This window comes from uncultured Lamprocystis sp., from assembly GCF_903933125.1.
Lineage (GTDB): Bacteria > Pseudomonadota > Gammaproteobacteria > Chromatiales > Chromatiaceae > Thiodictyon.
Window position 1 is genome coordinate 1 of the sequence record NZ_CAIZIZ010000265.1, and the last position, 17,895, is coordinate 17,895.

The window sequence follows — 17,895 nt, forward strand, 5'->3', positions numbered from 1 at the left end:
CGCCGCCGCGCCGGGGCCGCCCGCGGGCCTGACGGGTTGGTTCCGTGGTCCCCCCAGGGTCCGTCGTGCGGACCCGCGCCCCGCGATTGCCGGTCGCGGCTGGCACGATGATCGAGATCGCCTAAAATGGCCAAAGTCGAGCGCTGGCAACCTGCGGGCGATCAGTGCCAATCGCCACCGTTTGGCCACCGGTCAACCAGGCAGTACCGGTACCAGCGGCGTGCAGCGAGAGGGCACCCGACTAGTTTCGGGGCTGCCAAGCGACGGCTTGCCGAGTGGCCGTGTCGGCCTCACGTTTCGCCCAACCGGGTGCAGCGCCGCGCCGACCCACCAGTGCGCGCCCCGGAAACCCCGCTTCACCGAACCTTGCCGGTCATGCACCGCTGTCATGCCGACCCACCGAGAGTACCCCCATGAATCGACACGACCGTATCGAGTCCGCTGTAACCACGGCCCTGACCCCGCTGCATCTGGAGGTGGTGGATGAGAGTCACATGCACGCGGTGCCCGCGGGGGCCGAGTCGCACTTCAAACTTCTGGTGGTCAGCGATCAGTTTGCCGGTCAGGGACTGGTCGCCCGTCACCGGACGCTGAACCGACTGCTGCGCGACGAGTTCGACCAAGGGCTGCACGCCTTGGCCCTGCATGCCTGGACCCCGGATGAGTGGCTAGCCAAGGGCGGTGCGGCTCCGGAATCACCCCTGTGTCTCGGCGGGTCCAAGAGCGCGTCCGCGGCCTGACCCACATCACCAAGGTGTTGCAGGCGTTCTATTGGTAATATGCCCGTCCAGCAGGATCCCCGTGCGGCGGCGATCGTCGGATGCGCTGCCGTGGCCCGCCTTTGTCAACCTTGCCGACTGCCATCCGGAGTAGACCCATGACTTCCAAGTTATTGATCACTTTAGTTCTCGGCGCCGCATCCTGGTCGATGCCGGCGTGGTTGACCGCCGCCGAGACGATCGAGATCGGGTGTGTGGCCCCCTTGACCGGGCCTCAGGCACACCTCGGCAAGGATATTGAAAACGGTGCGCGCCTCGCGGTGGACACCATCAACGCGTCCACGCCGACCATCGGCGGCCAGCCGGTACAGTTCGTGCTCTTGGTGGAAGATGATCAGGCGGACCCGAAGACGGCGACCGTGGTCGCCCAGAAACTGGTGGACGAGGGCGTCAAGGGGGTGGTCGGACACCTGAATTCAGGAGCCAGCATCCCGGCGTCCCGCATCTATGCCGAAAACGGCGTACCGCAAGTGTCGCCGGCCTCCACCGCGGTCGCCTATACCAATCAAGGGTTCGACACCACTTACCGGCTCATGGCCAACGATTCCCAGCAGGGTAAGGCCCTGGGTCAGTATGCGACGCGGTTGGGCAAGCGGGTGGTGGTGGTCGACGACCGCACCGCCTACGGTCAGGGGCTGATCGATGAGGTGGTGAAAAGCGTCGAGGCCTCCGGCGGCAAGGTCGTCGGACGCGAATATACGACCGACAAGTCCACCGATTTCACCGCCATCCTGACCTCGCTGAAGTCCAAGCGGCCCGATGTGGTGGTCTTCGGCGGCATGGACCCCCAGGCCGCCCCCATGGTGCGCCAGATGCGCACCCTCGGCATGAAAACGCCGTTCATGGGCGGTGACGGGATGCAGTCGGCCGAGTTCATCAAGCTCGCCGGGCCGGCCGCGCAGGGCGCCATCGGGTCCTCGCCCGGTCTGCCGCTCGAACAGATGCCGGGCGGTGCCGATTTCACCAAACGTTTCGGTGAGCGCTTCGGCAAGGTGCAGATTTACGCTCCCTTCTCGCACGATTCCGCGGTGGTGCTGATCCAGGCCATGCTGCGTGCCGGCTCGGCCGAGCCCAAGCAGTACCTGCCGGAACTCGCCAAGACCCAACTCGATGGGGTGATCGGCCCGATCGCCTTCGACGCGAAGGGCGATCTGCGCGACGGTCCGGTGACGCTCTATCAAGTGAAGAGCGGCCAATGGCAGCCGGTCGAGACCATCGGCGGACCCGCGGCAAAGTAGCCGGCGCGCGCACGCCAGCCCCGGCCGATCACCGATGGACGTCCTGCTGCAGCAACTCATCAACGGATTGATCCTGGGCAGCCTCTATGCCTTGGTGGCCCTGGGGTACACCATGGTCTACGGCATCCTGGAACTGATCAATTTCGCCCATGGCGAGATCGTAATGGTCGGGGCCATGGTGTCGGTGAGTGTGCTCGCCGCGCTCACCGCCGCCGGGGTGCCGGTCGCGCTGGCGCTGCCGCTGGCGCTGGCCGCGGCGGTGGTGGTGTGCGTGGTGACCGGCGTTCTGGTGGAGCGGGTCGCCTACCGGCCCCTGCGCAATGCCCCGCGACTGGCCCCGTTGATCACGGCGATCGGGGTCTCCATTGTCCTTCAGAATCTGGCCATGATCTTTTGGGGTCGGCAGTATTTGTCGTTCCCGCCGGTGATCGAGGTCCAGGTCTACGATGTGCTTGGGGCCACGGTGAGCAATGTGCAGATCCTCATTTTCGTCGTGGCCGCGCTGACCATGGGCGGGTTGCTGTTGCTGGTGAACCGGACCCGTCTCGGCCGCGCCATGCGTGCGACCGCCCAGAACCGCGAGGTGGCGGGGCTGATGGGCGTGGATGTCAATCGGGTGATCGCCGCCACCTTCATCGTGGGGTCGGCGCTGGCGGCGGTGGCCGGGCTGCTGATCGCCTCCTATTACGGCATTGCCCATTACAACATGGGGTTCATCCTGGGGCTGAAAGCCTTCAGCGCGGCCGTGCTCGGGGGGATCGGCAATATTCCCGGCGCCCTGCTTGGCGGTTTGCTGCTGGGGGTGATCGAAAGCCTGGGGGCGGGTTATATCGGCGACTTGACCGGGGGCTTTCTGGGCAGCCACTACCAGGACATCTTCGCGTTTCTGATCCTGATCCTGGTGCTCACCTTCCGGCCCTCCGGGCTCCTGGGCGAGCGCGTGGCGGATCGTGCTTGATTCAGCATGATCGGATTACTGCCTGACCCACTGTACCGGGACCGGCGCATGGCCTGGGCCGCCTTTGGCGTCCTGGCGGTGCTGCTGATCGCCCTGCCGTTCCTGGTCGAGGCGGGCCTGGGGCGGACCTGGGTGCGCATCCTCGATTTCGCGATGCTCTATGTGATGTTGGCGCTGGGTCTCAACATTGTGGTGGGTTTCGCCGGGCTGCTGGATCTGGGCTATGTCGCGTTCTATGCGGTGGGCGCCTATTTCTATGCCATCCTCGCGTCGCCGCAGTTCGGACTGCATCTGCCCTTCTGGGCCCTGCTGCCGATGGGTGCCGGGATCGCCTGTTTCTTCGGCGTTCTGCTGGGCACTCCCACCCTGCGCCTGCGCGGCGACTATCTGGCTATCGTGACCCTGGGTTTCGGTGAGATCATTCGGATTTTTCTCAATAACCTCAATGCCCCGGTGAACGTGACCAACGGCCCCCAGGGCATCAACATGATCGACCCGGTGCGCATCGGCGGCCATGCGCTCACCCGTCCGATCGAGATTCTCGGTGTCCAGCTCTCCGGCCCCCACGCCCATTACTATCTGTTCCTGGGGCTGACGCTGTTCGTGATCTTCGCGGCGATCCGGCTCCAGCACTCGCGGATCGGGCGCGCCTGGGCGGCGATTCGCGAGGATGAGGTGGCGGCCGAGGCCATGGGCATCCATACCCGCAACGTCAAACTGCTGGCGTTCGCCATGGGAGCGACCTTCGGTGGCCTGGGCGGCGGGCTCTTCGCGGCCTTCCAGGGATTTGTGAGTCCCGAGTCATTCACCCTGATGGAATCCATCATGATCCTGTGCATGGTGGTGCTGGGGGGCATGGGTCATATTCCGGGGGTGATCCTGGGGGCGGTCCTGCTGACCATGCTGCCGGAAGCGTTGCGTTACGTGGGGCCGCTGCAACAGGAGCTGATCGGACGCGTGGCGGTCGACCCCGCGGATCTGCGCATGCTGCTCTTTGGTGTGGCCCTGGTGCTGGTCATGCTGTTCCGGCCCCAGGGGTTGTGGCCGTCGCCGATGCGGGCGCGGGAACTGCGGCCGGACAATCCCGACCAGGTCCGGCAGGAACAGGAGTCGCTCTATGACGCCGAGCGCTGATCAGGACCGCGGCGGGGGCGGGGGCGGGGAGCCGCTGCTCGCCGCGCGGGCGGTGACCAAACGCTTTGGCGGCCTGACCGCGCTCAGCGAGGTGTCAATCAACGTCCAGGTCGGCGAGATCGTCGGTCTGATCGGCCCCAATGGGGCGGGTAAGACCACTCTGTTCAACTGTTTCACCGGGCTCTATCACCCCAGTGCCGGGACTGTTCACCTGGAGGGCCGGCCGCTGGCCGGGCTCAAACCACACGCGGTGGCGGCCTTGGGGCTGGCCCGTACTTTTCAGAATATCCGGCTGTTCGCCAACATGAGCGTGCTGGAGAACGTGATGGTCGGGCGGCATGTCCGCACCCATGCCGGGGTTCTGGGCGCGGTATTGCGCGGCCCGCGGACACGGGCCGAGGAGCGGTCCATCCGCGAGCGTTCACTGGACCTGCTGGAGCGTGTGGGGCTCGCCGGACGCGCCGACCAGCTCGCCCGCCATCTCCCCTACGGTGACCAGCGGCGCCTGGAGATTGCGCGCGCACTGGCCACCGAACCGAAACTTCTGGCGCTCGATGAGCCCGCGGCAGGCATGAACCATACCGAGACCGCGGCGCTGAAGGGCCTGCTGGAGACAATCCGCGAGCGCGGTGTGACACTGCTGCTGATCGAGCACGATGTCCGGCTGATGATGGGCTTGTGCGACCGGGTGGCGGTGCTCGATTACGGTCGTAAGATCGCCGACGGTCCGCCGGCGCAGGTGCAGCGTGATCCGGCCGTGATCGAGGCTTACCTGGGAGCCGGTGCGGCATGAGCTTGCTCGAGGTCCAGGGACTCGCGGTGCACTACGGCGGTATTCGCGCCGTCAAGGGGATCGACCTGCAGGTCGAGGAAGGGGAAGTGGTCTGCCTGATCGGCGCCAATGGGGCCGGCAAGACCACCACGTTGCGGGCGCTGGCCGGCCTGCTGCCCGCGGCGTCCGGGTCAATCCGTTACGCGGGCTCCGAGGTCACCGACCTGCCGGTGCACGCGCGGGCGCGAATCGGGATCAGCCTGGTCCCCGAGGGTCGCGGCGTCTTCCCCCGCCTCACGGTCGCCGAGAACCTGGACATGGGGGCTTACAGCCGCCGGGACCGGGCGGAGATCAGCGCCGACCTGGAGCACGTCTACGGTCTCTTTCCGCGCCTCTACGAGCGTCGCTCTCAGACCGGGGGAACTCTATCCGGGGGTGAGCAACAGATGCTCAGTCTGGGCCGCGCGCTGATGAGTCGGCCGCGCCTGTTGCTGCTCGATGAGCCCAGCATGGGGCTCGCCCCGCTGGCGGTGCAGAAGATTTTCGAGACGATTCGCTTGATCGCCGCTGCGGGCATGACGCTGCTCCTGGTCGAACAGAACGCCCGTCTGGCCCTGGAATCCAGCCGTCGCGGTTACGTTCTGGAGGGCGGGTGCATCGTCCACCAGGACGACGCGGCGGCCCTGCTTGCCAGTCCCAGGGTCCGTGCCGCGTATCTCGGTGCCTGAGCACCGCTCAGCGGGGCGCGAAATCCCGACTTTACCAATTTTTCCCAAGGTCTTATGCTCCGCATCCCGACACGGTGCCGGAAGCTTGGCACGACCGTAACCCTATCAGAACCCGGAATATGAAGTTCGTATTCGATCTGCTCCCGATCATTCTCTTCTTCGTCGCCTACAAGTTCGCCGGCATCTACTGGGCCACCGGTGTGGCGATCGGTGCTGCCGCCATTCAGGTCGGCTGGGTCTGGCTGCGCCGCCGCCGCGTGGAGCGGATGCACCTGGCGACTCTGGGCCTGCTGGTGGTCTTTGGCGGCTTGACCATTGCTCTGCATGACCCGATCTTCGTCATGTGGAAACCGACGATTGTCAATTGGCTGTTCGCCGCCGTTTTCCTGGGCAGCCAGTGGATCGGCGGGCGACCGCTGACCGAACGCATGATGGGGCACGCGGTCGTGGTGCCGTCCTCCATCTGGACGCGATTGAACTGGGCCTGGGTGCTGTTCTTTCTCGTGTCGGGGATCGCCAATCTGCTCGTGGTCTATTGGGCCAGCGGTTTCTATCAGGCCCAGCAGGCCTTGATCCAGGCAACCGGCAGCACATCCATTGATCTGAGCACCTGCGCTGCCCAGTACGCGGGCGACCTGCTGGCACTCTGTAACGATGCCCAGGGCCGGGAAGAGGTCTGGGTCAACTTCAAACTGTTCGGTATGATGGGGATGACCATCCTCTTCGTCATTGCCCAGGCCCTTTATCTGGCGCGCCATATGAAGGACGAACCCACGGCCGCGGAGGCCGACTAACGTGCTCTATGCCATCATCGCTGCTGATCATCCCGAAAGTCTTGCGGCCCGCCTGCAAGCCCGCCCGGCCCATCTGGAGCGGCTGCACGCCCTGCAGGACGCGGGTCGCCTGATTCTTGCTGGCCCTCATCCGGCGATCGACAGCCCTGACCCAGGACCGGCCGGATTCACCGGCTCACTGATCGTCGCCGAGTTTCCCGACGTGCAGGCGGCCGAAGCCTGGGCCGGCGCTGATCCCTATGTCGCTGCCGGCGTCTATGCGCAGGTCCAGGTCAAGCCGTTCAAACAGGTCTTTCCGGCCTGAGCCGGATCTTCATTTCCCGACTGACGACGGACCCGTAGAACTTGTGGACGCAGGTTCCACGGACCTGGCTCCAATCACCAATCGCTATCAACTGATGGAACTTCAAGCAATGCTCAAGACTCGCGTATCTCTGCTGATCAGTGCCCTGCTGGCTTCTGGTCTCTGCTTGGCGGAAGACAAGGCCCCGGCCGCTGATGCGGCGGCGCTCCCGGCAAACGTCACCATCGCCACCGTCAACGGTGTGGCCTATCCGCTGGACGTGTTTCGCATGTTCTTCATGGAGCGGCTACAGGAGGCTCAGGGTGAAAACGACCCGGCCTTTCAGCAACAGGCGTTCAATGAATTCATGACCATGGTGGTCGCGGCCCAGGAAGCGCAGAAGCGCAAGCTCCAGGATGCCCCGGACGTGACCGCCGCGCTCGAAGTCCAGCGCCTGAAGGTCCTGTCGAACGCGGCCCTGGCTGATATGGCGCGTGGCATTCAGGTGACGGATGACGAGTTGAAGAAGGCCTACGACGAGGTCAAGAAGAACGCCACCCGCACCGAGTACAAGGCCCGCCATATCCTGGTCAAGGAGGAGGCTGAGGCCAAAAAGGTCATCAAGGAATTGGACAAGGGCGCGGATTTCGGTGAGTTGGCCAAAAAGAAATCAGAGGGTCCGACGGGTAAGAATGGCGGCGACCTCGACTGGTTCAATGCCGACCAGATGGTCAAGCCGTTTGCCGAAGCAGTGGCCAAGATGAAGGCGGGAACCTACACGAAGGAGCCGGTGCAAACCCAGTTCGGCTGGCATGTCATCAACCTTCAGGAGACCCGTACCGCCGAGCCACCGAAATTCGAAGACGCCAAGCCCCAACTCACCGCCCTGGTACAGCGCCAGAAACTCGGGCAAGAGATGAGTAAGCTGCGCGATGGGGCCATGGTCGACCTCAACGAACAAGTCGTGAAGGTTGCGCCCAAGACCGATGAGGCCGCTGCGCCTGCCAAGAAGGACGAGGAGAAGAAGGATAAGAAGTAACAGCGGCGAAAGTCCCGTCTGACATTGCCGTCGAACGTGAAAACCGGAGGGAGGTAGGGGCGGGTTTCAAACCCGCCCCTACATCAAGAGTCTGGTCAGACGCCCGACTCCAGGGCCGCGATCCGCTGCTCCAGCGGCGGGTGGCTCATGAACAGGGCCTGAAGACCCCCGCCGATGCGTCCGGAGATCCCGAACGCGGCAAATTCCCCGGCCGGCAAGTCGCGTGGCTCGTGGATGCGTTGCAGGGCACGCAGGGCATCCGCCATCTGGTGCCGGCTGGTCAAACGTGCCCCACCCGCATCGGCATGGAACTCGCGATAGCGGGAGAACCACATCACAATCATGGTCGCGAGGAAGGACAGCAGGATTTCGGCGATGATCGAGGTGATAAAGTAGCCGATACCGGGTCCCGAGCGATCGTCATTCGGGCCGCGCAAGGCCGAGTCCACCAGGCTTCCGATGATGCGTGACAGGAACACCACGAAGGTGTTCACCACCCCCTGAATCAGGGCCAGGGTCACCATGTCGCCATTGGCCACATGGCTGATCTCGTGACCGACGACGGCTTCCACCTCGTCCTTGGTCATGGTCTGCAGAAGCCCGGTGCTGACGGCGACCAGAGCCGCATTGCGGTTCCAGCCGGTAGCGAAGGCATTGGGGTCCGGTGTGTCGAAGATGCCGACCTCGGGCATCTGGATTCCCGCCTGCTGCGCCTGGCGGGCGACCGTGTCCAGCAGCCAGTGCTCGAAGGGGGTCGTCGGCTGATCGATGATCTGGACCCCCATGCTGCGCTTCGCCATGAACTTGGACAGGAAGAGCGAGATCAAAGAACCTGAAAAGCCGATGATCGCCGCCATCACCAGCAGCGACGTCATGTTGATACCGCCGCCGGCCTGAAGCGCGCTGTCCAGGCCAAACAGTCGGAAAACCAGGCTGATGACGATCAGCACGGCGATGTTGGTACCGAGAAACAAGAGAATACGCATCATGGTCGAGACTCCCATGGGGTGATTACAAAGGCACGCATACCATGCCCTCAAGGCAGGTCGCGCGCAATCGCAGAATGGATCTGCCGGAAAATGGCCGTGATCGCTCCAGCCAGCGTCCGCTGAGGCTTTGGGGCGGAAATTCTATCCACAGATGTCACAGATGAACACAGATGTTCTTCTTCATCTGTGTTCATCTGTGACATCTGTGGACAATATTCCGCGGATCGCTTTGGCCGGAACGGCGATCGTGGCCGGCAACATGGGGACAGGCTCAGAGGAACCCAGGGCTGCATCGACGGAGCACCTGGTTCAGGGTGCTCGCAACCGCTCGAATGCCGTGCTGGTCGCTTCGCGGAAACCCGCCTCTTCACGGATGATGAAATAGGCGGCAATGCGCTGCGACTCCGCCAGGGCCGGTCCGCGCTGTTCGCCCAGCACCAGCAGGGCGGTGGCGAACCCGTCGGCCATCATGGCGCTGTCCGCCCCGGCAGGATGGATCACGGTGGTCGACGCCAATCGCTGGGCGACTGGAGCACCGGTCTTGGGGTCGATATGATGCGAGAAACGCTGACCGTCGACCTCAAAGAAATTGCGGTAGTCTCCTGAGGTCGAGACGGCTTGATCCGTGATCGGCAGGATGCGTTGAACCCTTTGTTGTCCAGGAGTCGGCTGCTCGACGGCGATGCCCCAGGGCTGCCCCTTGGCGTTGGTCCCGCGCACCCGCATGGTCCCGGCGATAGCCGCCATGTAGTGGGTCGCCCCCACGCCATCCAGATAGGCCGCGAGCCGATCCGCCCCGTAACCTTCACCCAAGGCCGAGAGGTCGATGTAGATATCCCCGCGCTGCTTGCGCAGGGCCGGCGGGTCGGCGCGCAGTTCAAGCTTGCCGTAGCCGACCCGCTCCAACGCCGCCCGGACCTGTTCGGGCGCTGGTATCGCGTCCAGCCGCTCCTCGGGTCCGAAACCCCAGAGGTTTACCAGCGGCCCCACCGTCACGTCGAAGGCGCCGCCGCTCAGCGCACTGATCCGCTGGCCGGCGGCGATCACCAGGTAGAGGTTGGCGGAGACCGGAACCCAGTCGGTACTGGAGTTGCGGTTCAAGCGTGACAGCTCGGACTCCGACTCATAGGTCGAGATCTCGGCGATGACCGCGGCGAGCACCTGCTCGACCCCGGCGCGCAGTGCCGCCGCGTCCAACCCCGCCGGGGGCTGCACCACCTTGACCGCGTAGTAGGTCCCCATCGTGGGGCCGGTCACTTCGATCTGGGGCGCCGGCGTCGGACCACAGGCAGCGAGCGCGCTGCACAGCAGCGCCATCCCTCCCTGGATCAGCCGCCGTCTAGCTCCGCGACGACCGAAGAACTTGGCGGGCTTACCGGATGTTGCTGAATTCACAACCAGGTACCTCCGGTGGGCTTCGTTTCTCTTATGCATCTGAATCGGTGCGACTGAAGTCGCACCTACATCCGAGCCGATGGTTGGTGGTATCCGGTGTTCCGGAAATCACCTTAACGCCCGGCCACGCGTAGTCAGGGCTTCCAGCCCTGACGGTGTCAGGCCAGGATGGCCTGACTACGCACCCGGCGAGCCCAAGTGACCGGAATCTTGATCGAGGCCTAGCGCCCCGCACTCTCCCACACCCAACGCCTGGCGGCTTTCTACGCCCTCTCCGATTACGACAACGACAACGACAACGACAACGACAACGACAACGACAACGACAACGACCGAGAGGCGAAAGGTTGTCTAAATAGTGTTCAGGGCCGGGCATCCACCTCAGGTCCTTCCTTAGGTGTCGGCATCAGATCCTGGCGACTCACACCGAGCAGGACCGCCACGTTGCTCGCGATATAGATGGTGGAATAGGTACCCGAGATGACGCCCACGATCAGCGCTAAGGAGAACCCGCGCAAGGTCTCGCCGCCGAACAGATAGAGCGCCACGACCACCAGGAAGACGGTGCCGGCAGTGATGACGGTACGCGACATGGTCTCGTTGACCGACTGATTCATGATCTCGAGCGGGGTGCCCTTACGCACCTTGCGGAAGTTCTCGCGCACCCGGTCGAACACCACGATGGTGTCATTCAGCGAATAGCCGATGACGGTCAGGATCGAGGCCAACACATTGAGATCGAACTCAAGCTGAAAAAGTGAGAAGAAGCCGAGCGTGACGATCGCGTCATGGACGGTCGCGGCCACGGCGCCTAACGAGAAGCGCCACTCGAAGCGCAGCGCGACATAGATCAGGATACCGAAGACCGAATACAGCACGGCAAGCCCGCCCTGTTCGGTCAATTCCTCGCCGACCTGAGGGCCGACGAACTCTACCCGCCGCAGTTCCGCCTTCCCGTCCGCGGCCGCCGAGAGCGTATCGAAGACCTTCTGGCTCAAGGCCGCGTTATTGGTCTCGCCGCTGGGGGGAATGCGCAGCAGCACGTCGCGCGTGCTGCCGAAGTGCTGCACCGTGATGCCGGTCAGTCCGCCCGCTTCCAGGGCGCCGCTGAGATCGGCGATGACGGTCGGTTCCTGAAACCCCACCTCGATGACGGTACCGCCGGTGAAGTCCAGCCCGAGGTTCAGCCCCTGCACCGCCAGCGAGATGAAGGTGATGCCGATGAGCACACCCGAGAAAACCAGCGCCTTCCAGCGCTGGGACATGTAGTCGAGATTGGGGAAGTTGATCTGACGCATGGTAGATCCCTCAGACGGGCAAGCTCTTCAACCGCCGGCCGCCCCAGTACCAATTGATCATGGCGCGCGAGCAGGTGATGGCGGTAAACATGGAAGCGATCAGACCCACGGTGAGGGTGACCGCGAAACCCTTGATGGGGCCGGTACCGAAGCTGAACAGGACCACCGCGGCGATCAGGGTGGTGACATTGGCGTCGATGATGGAAGACAGGGCCTTGTCGTAGCCCGCCGCGATGCTTGCCTGGGGCGAGTTGCCGTTGCGAATCTCCTCGCGCATCCGCTCGAAGATCAGCACGTTGGCGTCCACCGCCATACCGATGGTGAGGACCATGCCGGCGATGCCGGGCATGGTCAGGGTGGCTCCCAGCAGGCCCATGACCGCCACGATCAGCACCAGATTCAGCAGTAGCACCACATTGGCGACCACCCCGAACCAACTGTAATAGAAGGCCATGAAGACCACCACGGCGAGAAAGCCGATGGCCACCGACAGCATGCCCTGATCGATATTGTCCTGGCCCAGGCTGGGACCCACGGTGCGCTCCTCCACGATTTGGATCGGCGCGGCCAGCGCGCCGGCGCGCAGCAACAGGGCCAGGTTGTGGGCCTCTTCGGACGAGTCGAGGCCGGTGGTCTGGAAGCGCTTGCCGAAGGGCTCGCGGATGTTGGCAACGCTGATCACCTCCTCGACCTTCTCGGTACGCTTCACCGGCTTGCCGTCCACCTGTTGGGTGGTGGTGCGGTTCTCGATGAACACCACGGCCATGGGCTTACCCACGTTCTCGGTGGTCACATCCCGCATGCGCCGCCCGCCGGGTCCGTCCAGATTGACCGAGACCATCGGCGTGCCGCTCTGTGCGTCGAACCCCGAGGCGGCATCGGTGATCTGATCACCGGTGACGATCACCCGCCGTTTCAGGAGCACGGGGCGGCCTTCGCGGTCGTGGTAGAGCCGGCTGCCGACCGGGACCCGCCCGGCCTCCGCATCCGTTGCGCTGCCTTCCGTATCGACCAGGCGATACTCCAGGGTGGCGGTGGCGCCGAGAATCTCCTTCAGCCGACCCGGGTCCTGGGCTCCCGGCAACTGGACGACGATGCGCCGGTCACCCTGGCGGGCGATGTTGGGCTCGGCCACACCCAGGGCGTTCACCCGGTTACGCAGGGTCGTGACGTTCTGCTGGAGTGCGAAGTCCTGGATCTCTTTCTGCTGGACCGGCGTCAGGGCCAAGGTGATCAGGAAAGCCCCGCCTTCATCCACCGAGGCCATGACGAGGTCGCGGAATTCCTTGGCAATCACTTTCTGGCCCGCGTCACGCGCCGCGGCTTCGGCGAACTTGACGACGACCTTGCCCTGTTCGCGGCCGACTGTCAGATAGCGCACCTTGGCGTCGCGCAACTGGGTGCGGATGTCCTCGACATAGCGTTCCAGCGACTGATCCACCGCGGACTCCATGTCCACGTCGATCAGCACATAGATGCCGCCGCGCAGATCAAGCCCCAGATTCATGGGCTTGAGGCCCAGCGCGCGAACCACGCCAGGCAGGTCGGCGGAGATCGTCAGGGCGCCGCGGTAGCGGTCCGAGAGGGTGTTTTCGATCACCTCCTGGCCGCGCAACTGGTCGCCGGAGGCGTTGAATCGGACCAGGAGTTTGCCGCCTTCCAGCGTGTCGATCCGCTTGAACGGGACCTTGGCGTTCTCCAGGGCGGCACGGATCTCATCGCTGCCGGCGGCGGTCATCGTCGCCTTACGGGCGGCCGAGATCTCGATGGATGGGTCCTGAGAGAACAGGTTCGGCAGGGCCAGCACCAGGCCGGCCAGGAGGGTTCCCAGGATCAGCAGGTTTTTCCACAGGGGATATTGGTTCATCGCATTTCCAATCGCTTGCGCGGCGGGGGAGGGTCGCGCGGCGCCGGGCCGGGGTTGCGCCGTACCGACGCTGAAACTGGAACTGGCCGGCAGCAGCTGATGAACGGTGGAAGCACGCAACGGGCCTCCACGCGTCCGCGAGACTCCGGTTAGAGGTCCTTGAGTGAACCCTTGGGCAGCACCGCCTCGATCGCGGCGCGGCGGACTTTAACTTGGACGCCGTTGGGGACGCCGTCGGCGATCTCCACCTGGACGAAGTTGTCGCCCAAATCGGTGATCCGTCCGGCGATGCCGCCCATGGTCACCACCTCGTCACCCTTGGTCAGGGCATCGATCATGCGTTTGTGTTCTTTCTGGCGCTTGGCCTGGGGCCGGATCAGCAGAAAATAGAAGACGACACCGAAGAGGACGAGCGGCAGCAGGCTCAGCAGCGGGTCGGTCACGGCGGAGGCGGCGGTTGCCGCATCCTGGGCCATGGCGTCGGAGATCAAGAGGCTCATCTAAGGGTATCCCTGTGGTTGCAGAAGATTGAATGGCTTGGGCGGGCAGCACAAACCCGGATAAAATCAGCCATGCATTATGTCATAGCACCGGCAAAATCGCGCGCCTTCCTGTTTGCGATCACTGGAACGCGGGCCGCAGTTCCGGTTTTTGCGGGGTGCTATGATCGGCACGATGGGACGCTGTCGATCGGCATCGCTGTTGTCGCCGGACCCGACGCGCGGGCGTCGGGGAGCCGGGCCGATGCCGTCACCGCGTCCCGATCCGGATTCGTGCCCGCGGCGGTCGTTCCGCCGGCCATGTCCTGCCGCCAGGAGTTTACCGCGCAAGCGCGCCCACTGATGTAGCCGCCCGCTCCCCGAGAACACCCATGCGACGGTCCGCCCTGCCTTTGCTCGTCCTGCTGCTGGTATTCACCGCTCTGACCGGACCCTCGGTCGTCGCCGCGGAGGGTGCTGCCGCGGGTCCGGAGCTGGTCGTCTTCAATTGGCCCGACTATCTTTCGCCGGCAGTCATCGAGGCATTCGAGGCCGCGTCCGGCGCCCGGGTCCGTCAGGTCTATTTTGAAACCGATGATGCCCGCGACCAGGTGCTGAGCGGGACGGACGGGGCGGGCTTCGACGTCCTGCTGGTCGACAGCAACGCCCTGGAGATTTATCGTGAACACGGTTGGCTCAAACCGCTGGACCCGACCGCGATCCCCCATCGGCGCCACATCGACCCGCGCTGGGAGAGCGCCTATCCCGGCAGTCGCGATTACGGGCTCCCCTACCTGTGGGGGACCATGGGGATCGTCTATCGCCGCGATCTGGTGGGCCGCGAGTTGGACTCCTGGCTCGACCTGTTGCGTCCCGATCCGGCGTTGCGCGGGCGTATCCTGATGATCGCCGATCATTTCGACCTGTTCGCGGTCGCGCTCAAGGCCCTGGGGTTCTCGATGAACACCAGCGACGCCGCCCAGATCCAGGCCGCGGCTGATCTGCTGAGAGCGCAGCGGCCCGCGGTGCTCCGCTACGGCGCCCTGGCCGCGGACGCCCAATCCGAGCTGTTGACCGGGCAGGTCGCCGCCGCTGTTTCCTTCAACGGTGATGCCGCCGCGCTGATCGACCGCAACGATCAGGTCGCCTACGTGGTTCCGCGCGAAGGCGGCGCCCTGTGGCTGGACTTCCTGGCGGTGGCCGCCCGGAGCGCTCACCCGGCGCTGGCCGCGGCCTTCCTTGACTTTCTCAATCGCCCCGAGATCGCGGCCCGCAACGCCCGCGACCTCAACTATGCCACGCCCAACCTGGCCGCCGAGGGCCTGCTGCCGCCGGCATTCCTTCAGGATCCGCTGGTGTATCCGAACCCTGGCACACTCGCGCGTTGTGAGTCCTATGCCCGGCTGCCGGCACCGGCGGTGAGCGCACGAATGCGGGCCTATGCGGCCCTGGTGCACGGGGGCTGAGGGCGGTGCGCCTCCAGCTCAAACTCGCCCTGGTGCTGGTTCCCCTGGTGGCGGGGCCGGTGCTGGCACTGGGCTGGGTGTCCTATGACGCACTGCGTCAGGATCTGGAAGACACGGCGGTCCAATCCCTGGATACGGCTCTGGACATGGCAACCCAAGGTCTGCACGACCTGATGGATGCGGCACAGGCCAACAGCGCACTGTTCGCCGCCGCCGGCCCGGTGGAGCGGTATGTCCGCGCCGCGGACGATCAGGAGCGGACCGAGCTGTTGCAGGCCCCGCTGCTCAAGCTCTTCTATCAATACCGTGCTGCCTATCCGGAGTATCAGGAGATTCGCTTGCTGCGTCCGGACGGGACCACGGACATCCGGGTGGCGGCGAGCGACCTGCCCGATCAGTTGGCGGCGGGCCAGGAGCCGGGGTTTGCGTTGGTCCAGGCTGACCCCGAACCGATCAAAGTGACGCTGAGCCTGGAGGCCGGGGGCGGCGGTGCGCTGCATGTCTACCGCCGTATCGCGTTGGCCGATCACTACCTGACGCGGGCGGACGACACCCTGCGTACCCGCGGCTATCTGGTCCTGCGCGTCGCATTGGCGCCACTTTTCGAGCGGCTGAGTGCGCTCCCCGTCGCCGCGTCCGGCCGCCTGATCCTGGCATTTCCCGGCGGCGAGGTCCTGTTCGACTCCAGCGGCATCTGGGCCGGCCGCCAACTGCCGTCGGCACTGCTGCATTCTGACCCGGTGTCCGCGCACTCCGATCGGAGCGGGTCCCGGGCCGCGGGGATCAGGACCTGGGACGACAGTCCCTGGCTGGTCAGGGTCCGCTTCAGCGAACCCGGCGTCCTGGCCCTGGCCGCCCTGCCGGAGCACAGCCTGGCGACACCCCTGCGCCGCCTGGGGCTGGCAACCCTGACCATGACAGGGTTTGCCGTCCTGCTGTTGACCACGGTCCTGATCGCCTGGCTGCGGCGTCTGGTGTTGCGCCCATTGGCCGTCCTGCGCGACGCGGCCGGCCGCATCGGCGCGGGCGAACTGCGCACACCGATCGATGTTTACTCGGCCGACGAGATCGGCGCCCTGGCCGCGGCGGTGCGGGCCATGGGTGAAGACTTGGCGGATCGCCGGGAGCAGATCGAGTTGCTCGCCTTCCACGACCCGCTCACGGGCCTGCCCAATCGCCGCCTGATCCGGGAACTGCTCGGTGCCTGTGTCGCGGCCGCCGCGGGCGCTGACGGGTATCTGGCCGTCTTGTTCCTCGATCTGGATAACTTCAAGCAGATCAACGATGCACTTGGTCACGACCAAGGCGACGAACTGTTGCGAGGCGTAGCACAGCGCCTGGAAAGCGTGTCGGCGCCCCCCGCGTCCAGGGTCCACCTCAGCCGCTTCGGCGGCGATGAATTTCTGATCATCGCCGACCGGCTGAGCAGCCCCGATCAAGCCGCGGATTTGGCGCAGGCTATGCTGGACGCGGCCGTGCAGCCCAGCGACCTGGGCGGCGCCGAGTACATCGTCACCGCGAGCATCGGCATCACCCTCTATCCGCGTGACGCCGCCGACGCCGATGGGCTGATTCGCTGCGCGGATCTCGCCATGTACGGGGCCAAGGCCATGGGTCGCAACACCCTGCACTTCTTCTCCGCCGAGTTGGACCACCGGGTCGCCGCCCGCCTGCAGATGGAGAGTCAGTTGCGCCAGGCGCTGGGCCGCGGTGAACTCACCCTGCACTATCAGCCCATCGTCCACCTGGAGCACGGGCGCCTGGCCGGTTTCGAAGCCCTGCTGCGCTGGCACAACCAGGTTTTAGGTTGGGTTCCGCCCGGGGAGTTCATCCCGGTGGCGGAGGAGACCGGGCTGATCCGGGAGATCGGGCGCTGGGTGCTGGCCGAGGTCTGTCGTCAACTCGCCGCCTGGCGCCTGGCCGGGCTGGTGACGGTCCCGGTCTCGGTCAATGTCTCCGGCGGTCAGATTCAGCGGGAATCGCTGGCGGAGACGGTCAGTACCCTGCTGGCGGAGCATGGGTTATCGGCCGCGGACATCCATCTCGAGATTACCGAGTCGGTGTTGATGGAACAGACCCTGCACGACACTGGCCGGCTTCAGGCCCTGCGTGCGCTGGGACTGGCCATCCACATCGATGACTTCGGCACCGGTTACTCCTCACTGGGCTACCTGCAGCAATTGTCCGTGGACTGCATCAAGATCGACCGCAGCTTCGTCGCCCGACTGTGCACGGTGGATGGAGATCGCACACTGGTGACCGCCATGATCACCCTGGCCCATGCCCTGCACCTGCGGGTCATCGCCGAGGGGGTCGAGACGGCGGATCAGTTGGCGGTCCTCCGTACATTGAATTGCGATCTGGGCCAGGGCTATTGGTTCGCCCGCCCCGCCGAGGCGGCGGTAGCGGCGAACCTGTTGCGCATGGCCGCGCGCGAGGCCGAGGGGTCGCCGATCATCCGTCGGGCAAGCTGCGCGTCTCGCCCTAGGACCGCGTCAGAAACAAGTTAGGTGATTTCCGACAATTTAGATACCGGTCAATGTAGGTGCGACTTCAGTCGCACCTGCGTCCGAATCGGTGCGACTGACGTCGCACCTACATCCGAGCCGATGGTGGGTGGTATCCGGTGTTCCGGAAATCACCTTAAACAACGATGGTGTTTAACTTGTTCTTGAC

The 17,895-nt window shown here is 64.8% G+C and carries 16 protein-coding genes; 11 read left to right on the forward strand and 5 right to left on the reverse strand.

Translation table 11 applies throughout. The features are described 5' to 3' along the window. Window positions 1-413 precede the first annotated feature (413 nt). The 9 genes from QZY03_RS13120 (at window position 414) to QZY03_RS13160 (ending at window position 7,725) form a co-directional block, all read left to right on the forward strand. On the forward strand, window positions 414-740 hold the full coding sequence (locus tag QZY03_RS13120; protein ID WP_295581697.1) for a BolA family transcriptional regulator: 327 nt from the start codon (window positions 414-416) through the stop codon (window positions 738-740). A gap of 137 nt (window positions 741-877) precedes the next feature. Beyond that, window positions 878-2,017, forward strand: a complete 1,140-nt coding sequence (locus QZY03_RS13125; protein WP_295581699.1) for a branched-chain amino acid ABC transporter substrate-binding protein — start codon at window positions 878-880, stop codon at window positions 2,015-2,017. Window positions 2,018-2,051: 34 nt separating this feature from the next. Then, window positions 2,052-2,975 (forward strand): branched-chain amino acid ABC transporter permease, encoded by a 924-nt coding sequence (locus QZY03_RS13130; RefSeq protein ID WP_295581701.1) that lies wholly within the window; start codon window positions 2,052-2,054, stop codon window positions 2,973-2,975. 6 nt (window positions 2,976-2,981) lie between these two features. Beyond that, a complete protein-coding gene (locus QZY03_RS13135) occupies window positions 2,982-4,109 on the forward strand; it encodes an ABC transporter ATP-binding protein (RefSeq protein WP_295581703.1) in 1,128 nt (375 codons plus the stop codon). Beyond that, the gene (locus QZY03_RS13140) at window positions 4,093-4,902 is read left to right on the forward strand and encodes an ABC transporter ATP-binding protein (RefSeq protein ID WP_295581705.1); all 810 of its coding nucleotides are present in this window, start codon (window positions 4,093-4,095) and stop codon (window positions 4,900-4,902) included. Before QZY03_RS13135 ends, QZY03_RS13140 begins: the two co-directional genes overlap by 17 nt. Further along, window positions 4,899-5,609: an ABC transporter ATP-binding protein gene (locus QZY03_RS13145; RefSeq protein ID WP_295581707.1), complete on the forward strand. Its 711-nt coding sequence runs from the start codon at window positions 4,899-4,901 to the stop codon at window positions 5,607-5,609. Before QZY03_RS13140 ends, QZY03_RS13145 begins: the two co-directional genes overlap by 4 nt. Window positions 5,610-5,728: 119 nt before the next feature. Then, window positions 5,729-6,403: an inner membrane-spanning protein YciB gene (locus QZY03_RS13150; protein ID WP_295581709.1), complete on the forward strand. Its 675-nt coding sequence runs from the start codon at window positions 5,729-5,731 to the stop codon at window positions 6,401-6,403. A 1-nt stretch (window position 6,404) separates the two neighbouring features. After that, on the forward strand, window positions 6,405-6,707 hold the full coding sequence (locus QZY03_RS13155) for a YciI family protein (RefSeq protein ID WP_295581710.1): 303 nt from the start codon (window positions 6,405-6,407) through the stop codon (window positions 6,705-6,707). Window positions 6,708-6,816: 109 nt separating this feature from the next. Beyond that, complete coding sequence (locus QZY03_RS13160; protein ID WP_295581712.1) at window positions 6,817-7,725, forward strand: peptidylprolyl isomerase; 909 nt, start codon at window positions 6,817-6,819, stop codon at window positions 7,723-7,725. Between the two features lie 95 nt (window positions 7,726-7,820). Here the strand turns inward: QZY03_RS13160 and htpX are convergent, their stop codons facing one another. From htpX to yajC, 5 genes are all read right to left on the reverse strand, one after another. After that, entirely contained in the window at window positions 7,821-8,714 is an 894-nt protein-coding gene (gene htpX / locus QZY03_RS13165) for a protease HtpX (protein ID WP_295581714.1), read from the reverse strand. Window positions 8,715-9,023: 309 nt separating this feature from the next. Beyond that, window positions 9,024-10,031, reverse strand: coding sequence for an FAD:protein FMN transferase (locus tag QZY03_RS13170; RefSeq protein WP_295581725.1), 1,008 nt, complete (start codon window positions 10,029-10,031; stop codon window positions 9,024-9,026). 440 nt (window positions 10,032-10,471) lie between these two features. Further along, window positions 10,472-11,407: a protein translocase subunit SecF gene (secF, locus tag QZY03_RS13175; RefSeq protein WP_295581716.1), complete on the reverse strand. Its 936-nt coding sequence runs from the start codon at window positions 11,405-11,407 to the stop codon at window positions 10,472-10,474. A gap of 10 nt (window positions 11,408-11,417) precedes the next feature. Further along, window positions 11,418-13,274, reverse strand: a complete 1,857-nt coding sequence (secD, locus tag QZY03_RS13180; protein WP_295581717.1) for a protein translocase subunit SecD — start codon at window positions 13,272-13,274, stop codon at window positions 11,418-11,420. 149 nt (window positions 13,275-13,423) lie between these two features. Further along, entirely contained in the window at window positions 13,424-13,774 is a 351-nt protein-coding gene (gene yajC, locus QZY03_RS13185) for a preprotein translocase subunit YajC (RefSeq protein WP_295581719.1), read from the reverse strand. 371 nt (window positions 13,775-14,145) lie between these two features. On the opposite strand from yajC, the gene QZY03_RS13190 reads away from it, so the two are divergent. Together QZY03_RS13190 and QZY03_RS13195 are read left to right on the forward strand one after the other, a co-directional pair. Then, a complete protein-coding gene (locus QZY03_RS13190; RefSeq protein WP_295581721.1) occupies window positions 14,146-15,219 on the forward strand; it encodes a spermidine/putrescine ABC transporter substrate-binding protein in 1,074 nt (357 codons plus the stop codon). Between the two features lie 5 nt (window positions 15,220-15,224). Continuing rightward, window positions 15,225-17,729: an EAL domain-containing protein gene (locus tag QZY03_RS13195; RefSeq protein ID WP_295581723.1), complete on the forward strand. Its 2,505-nt coding sequence runs from the start codon at window positions 15,225-15,227 to the stop codon at window positions 17,727-17,729. Window positions 17,730-17,895 lie beyond the last annotated feature (166 nt).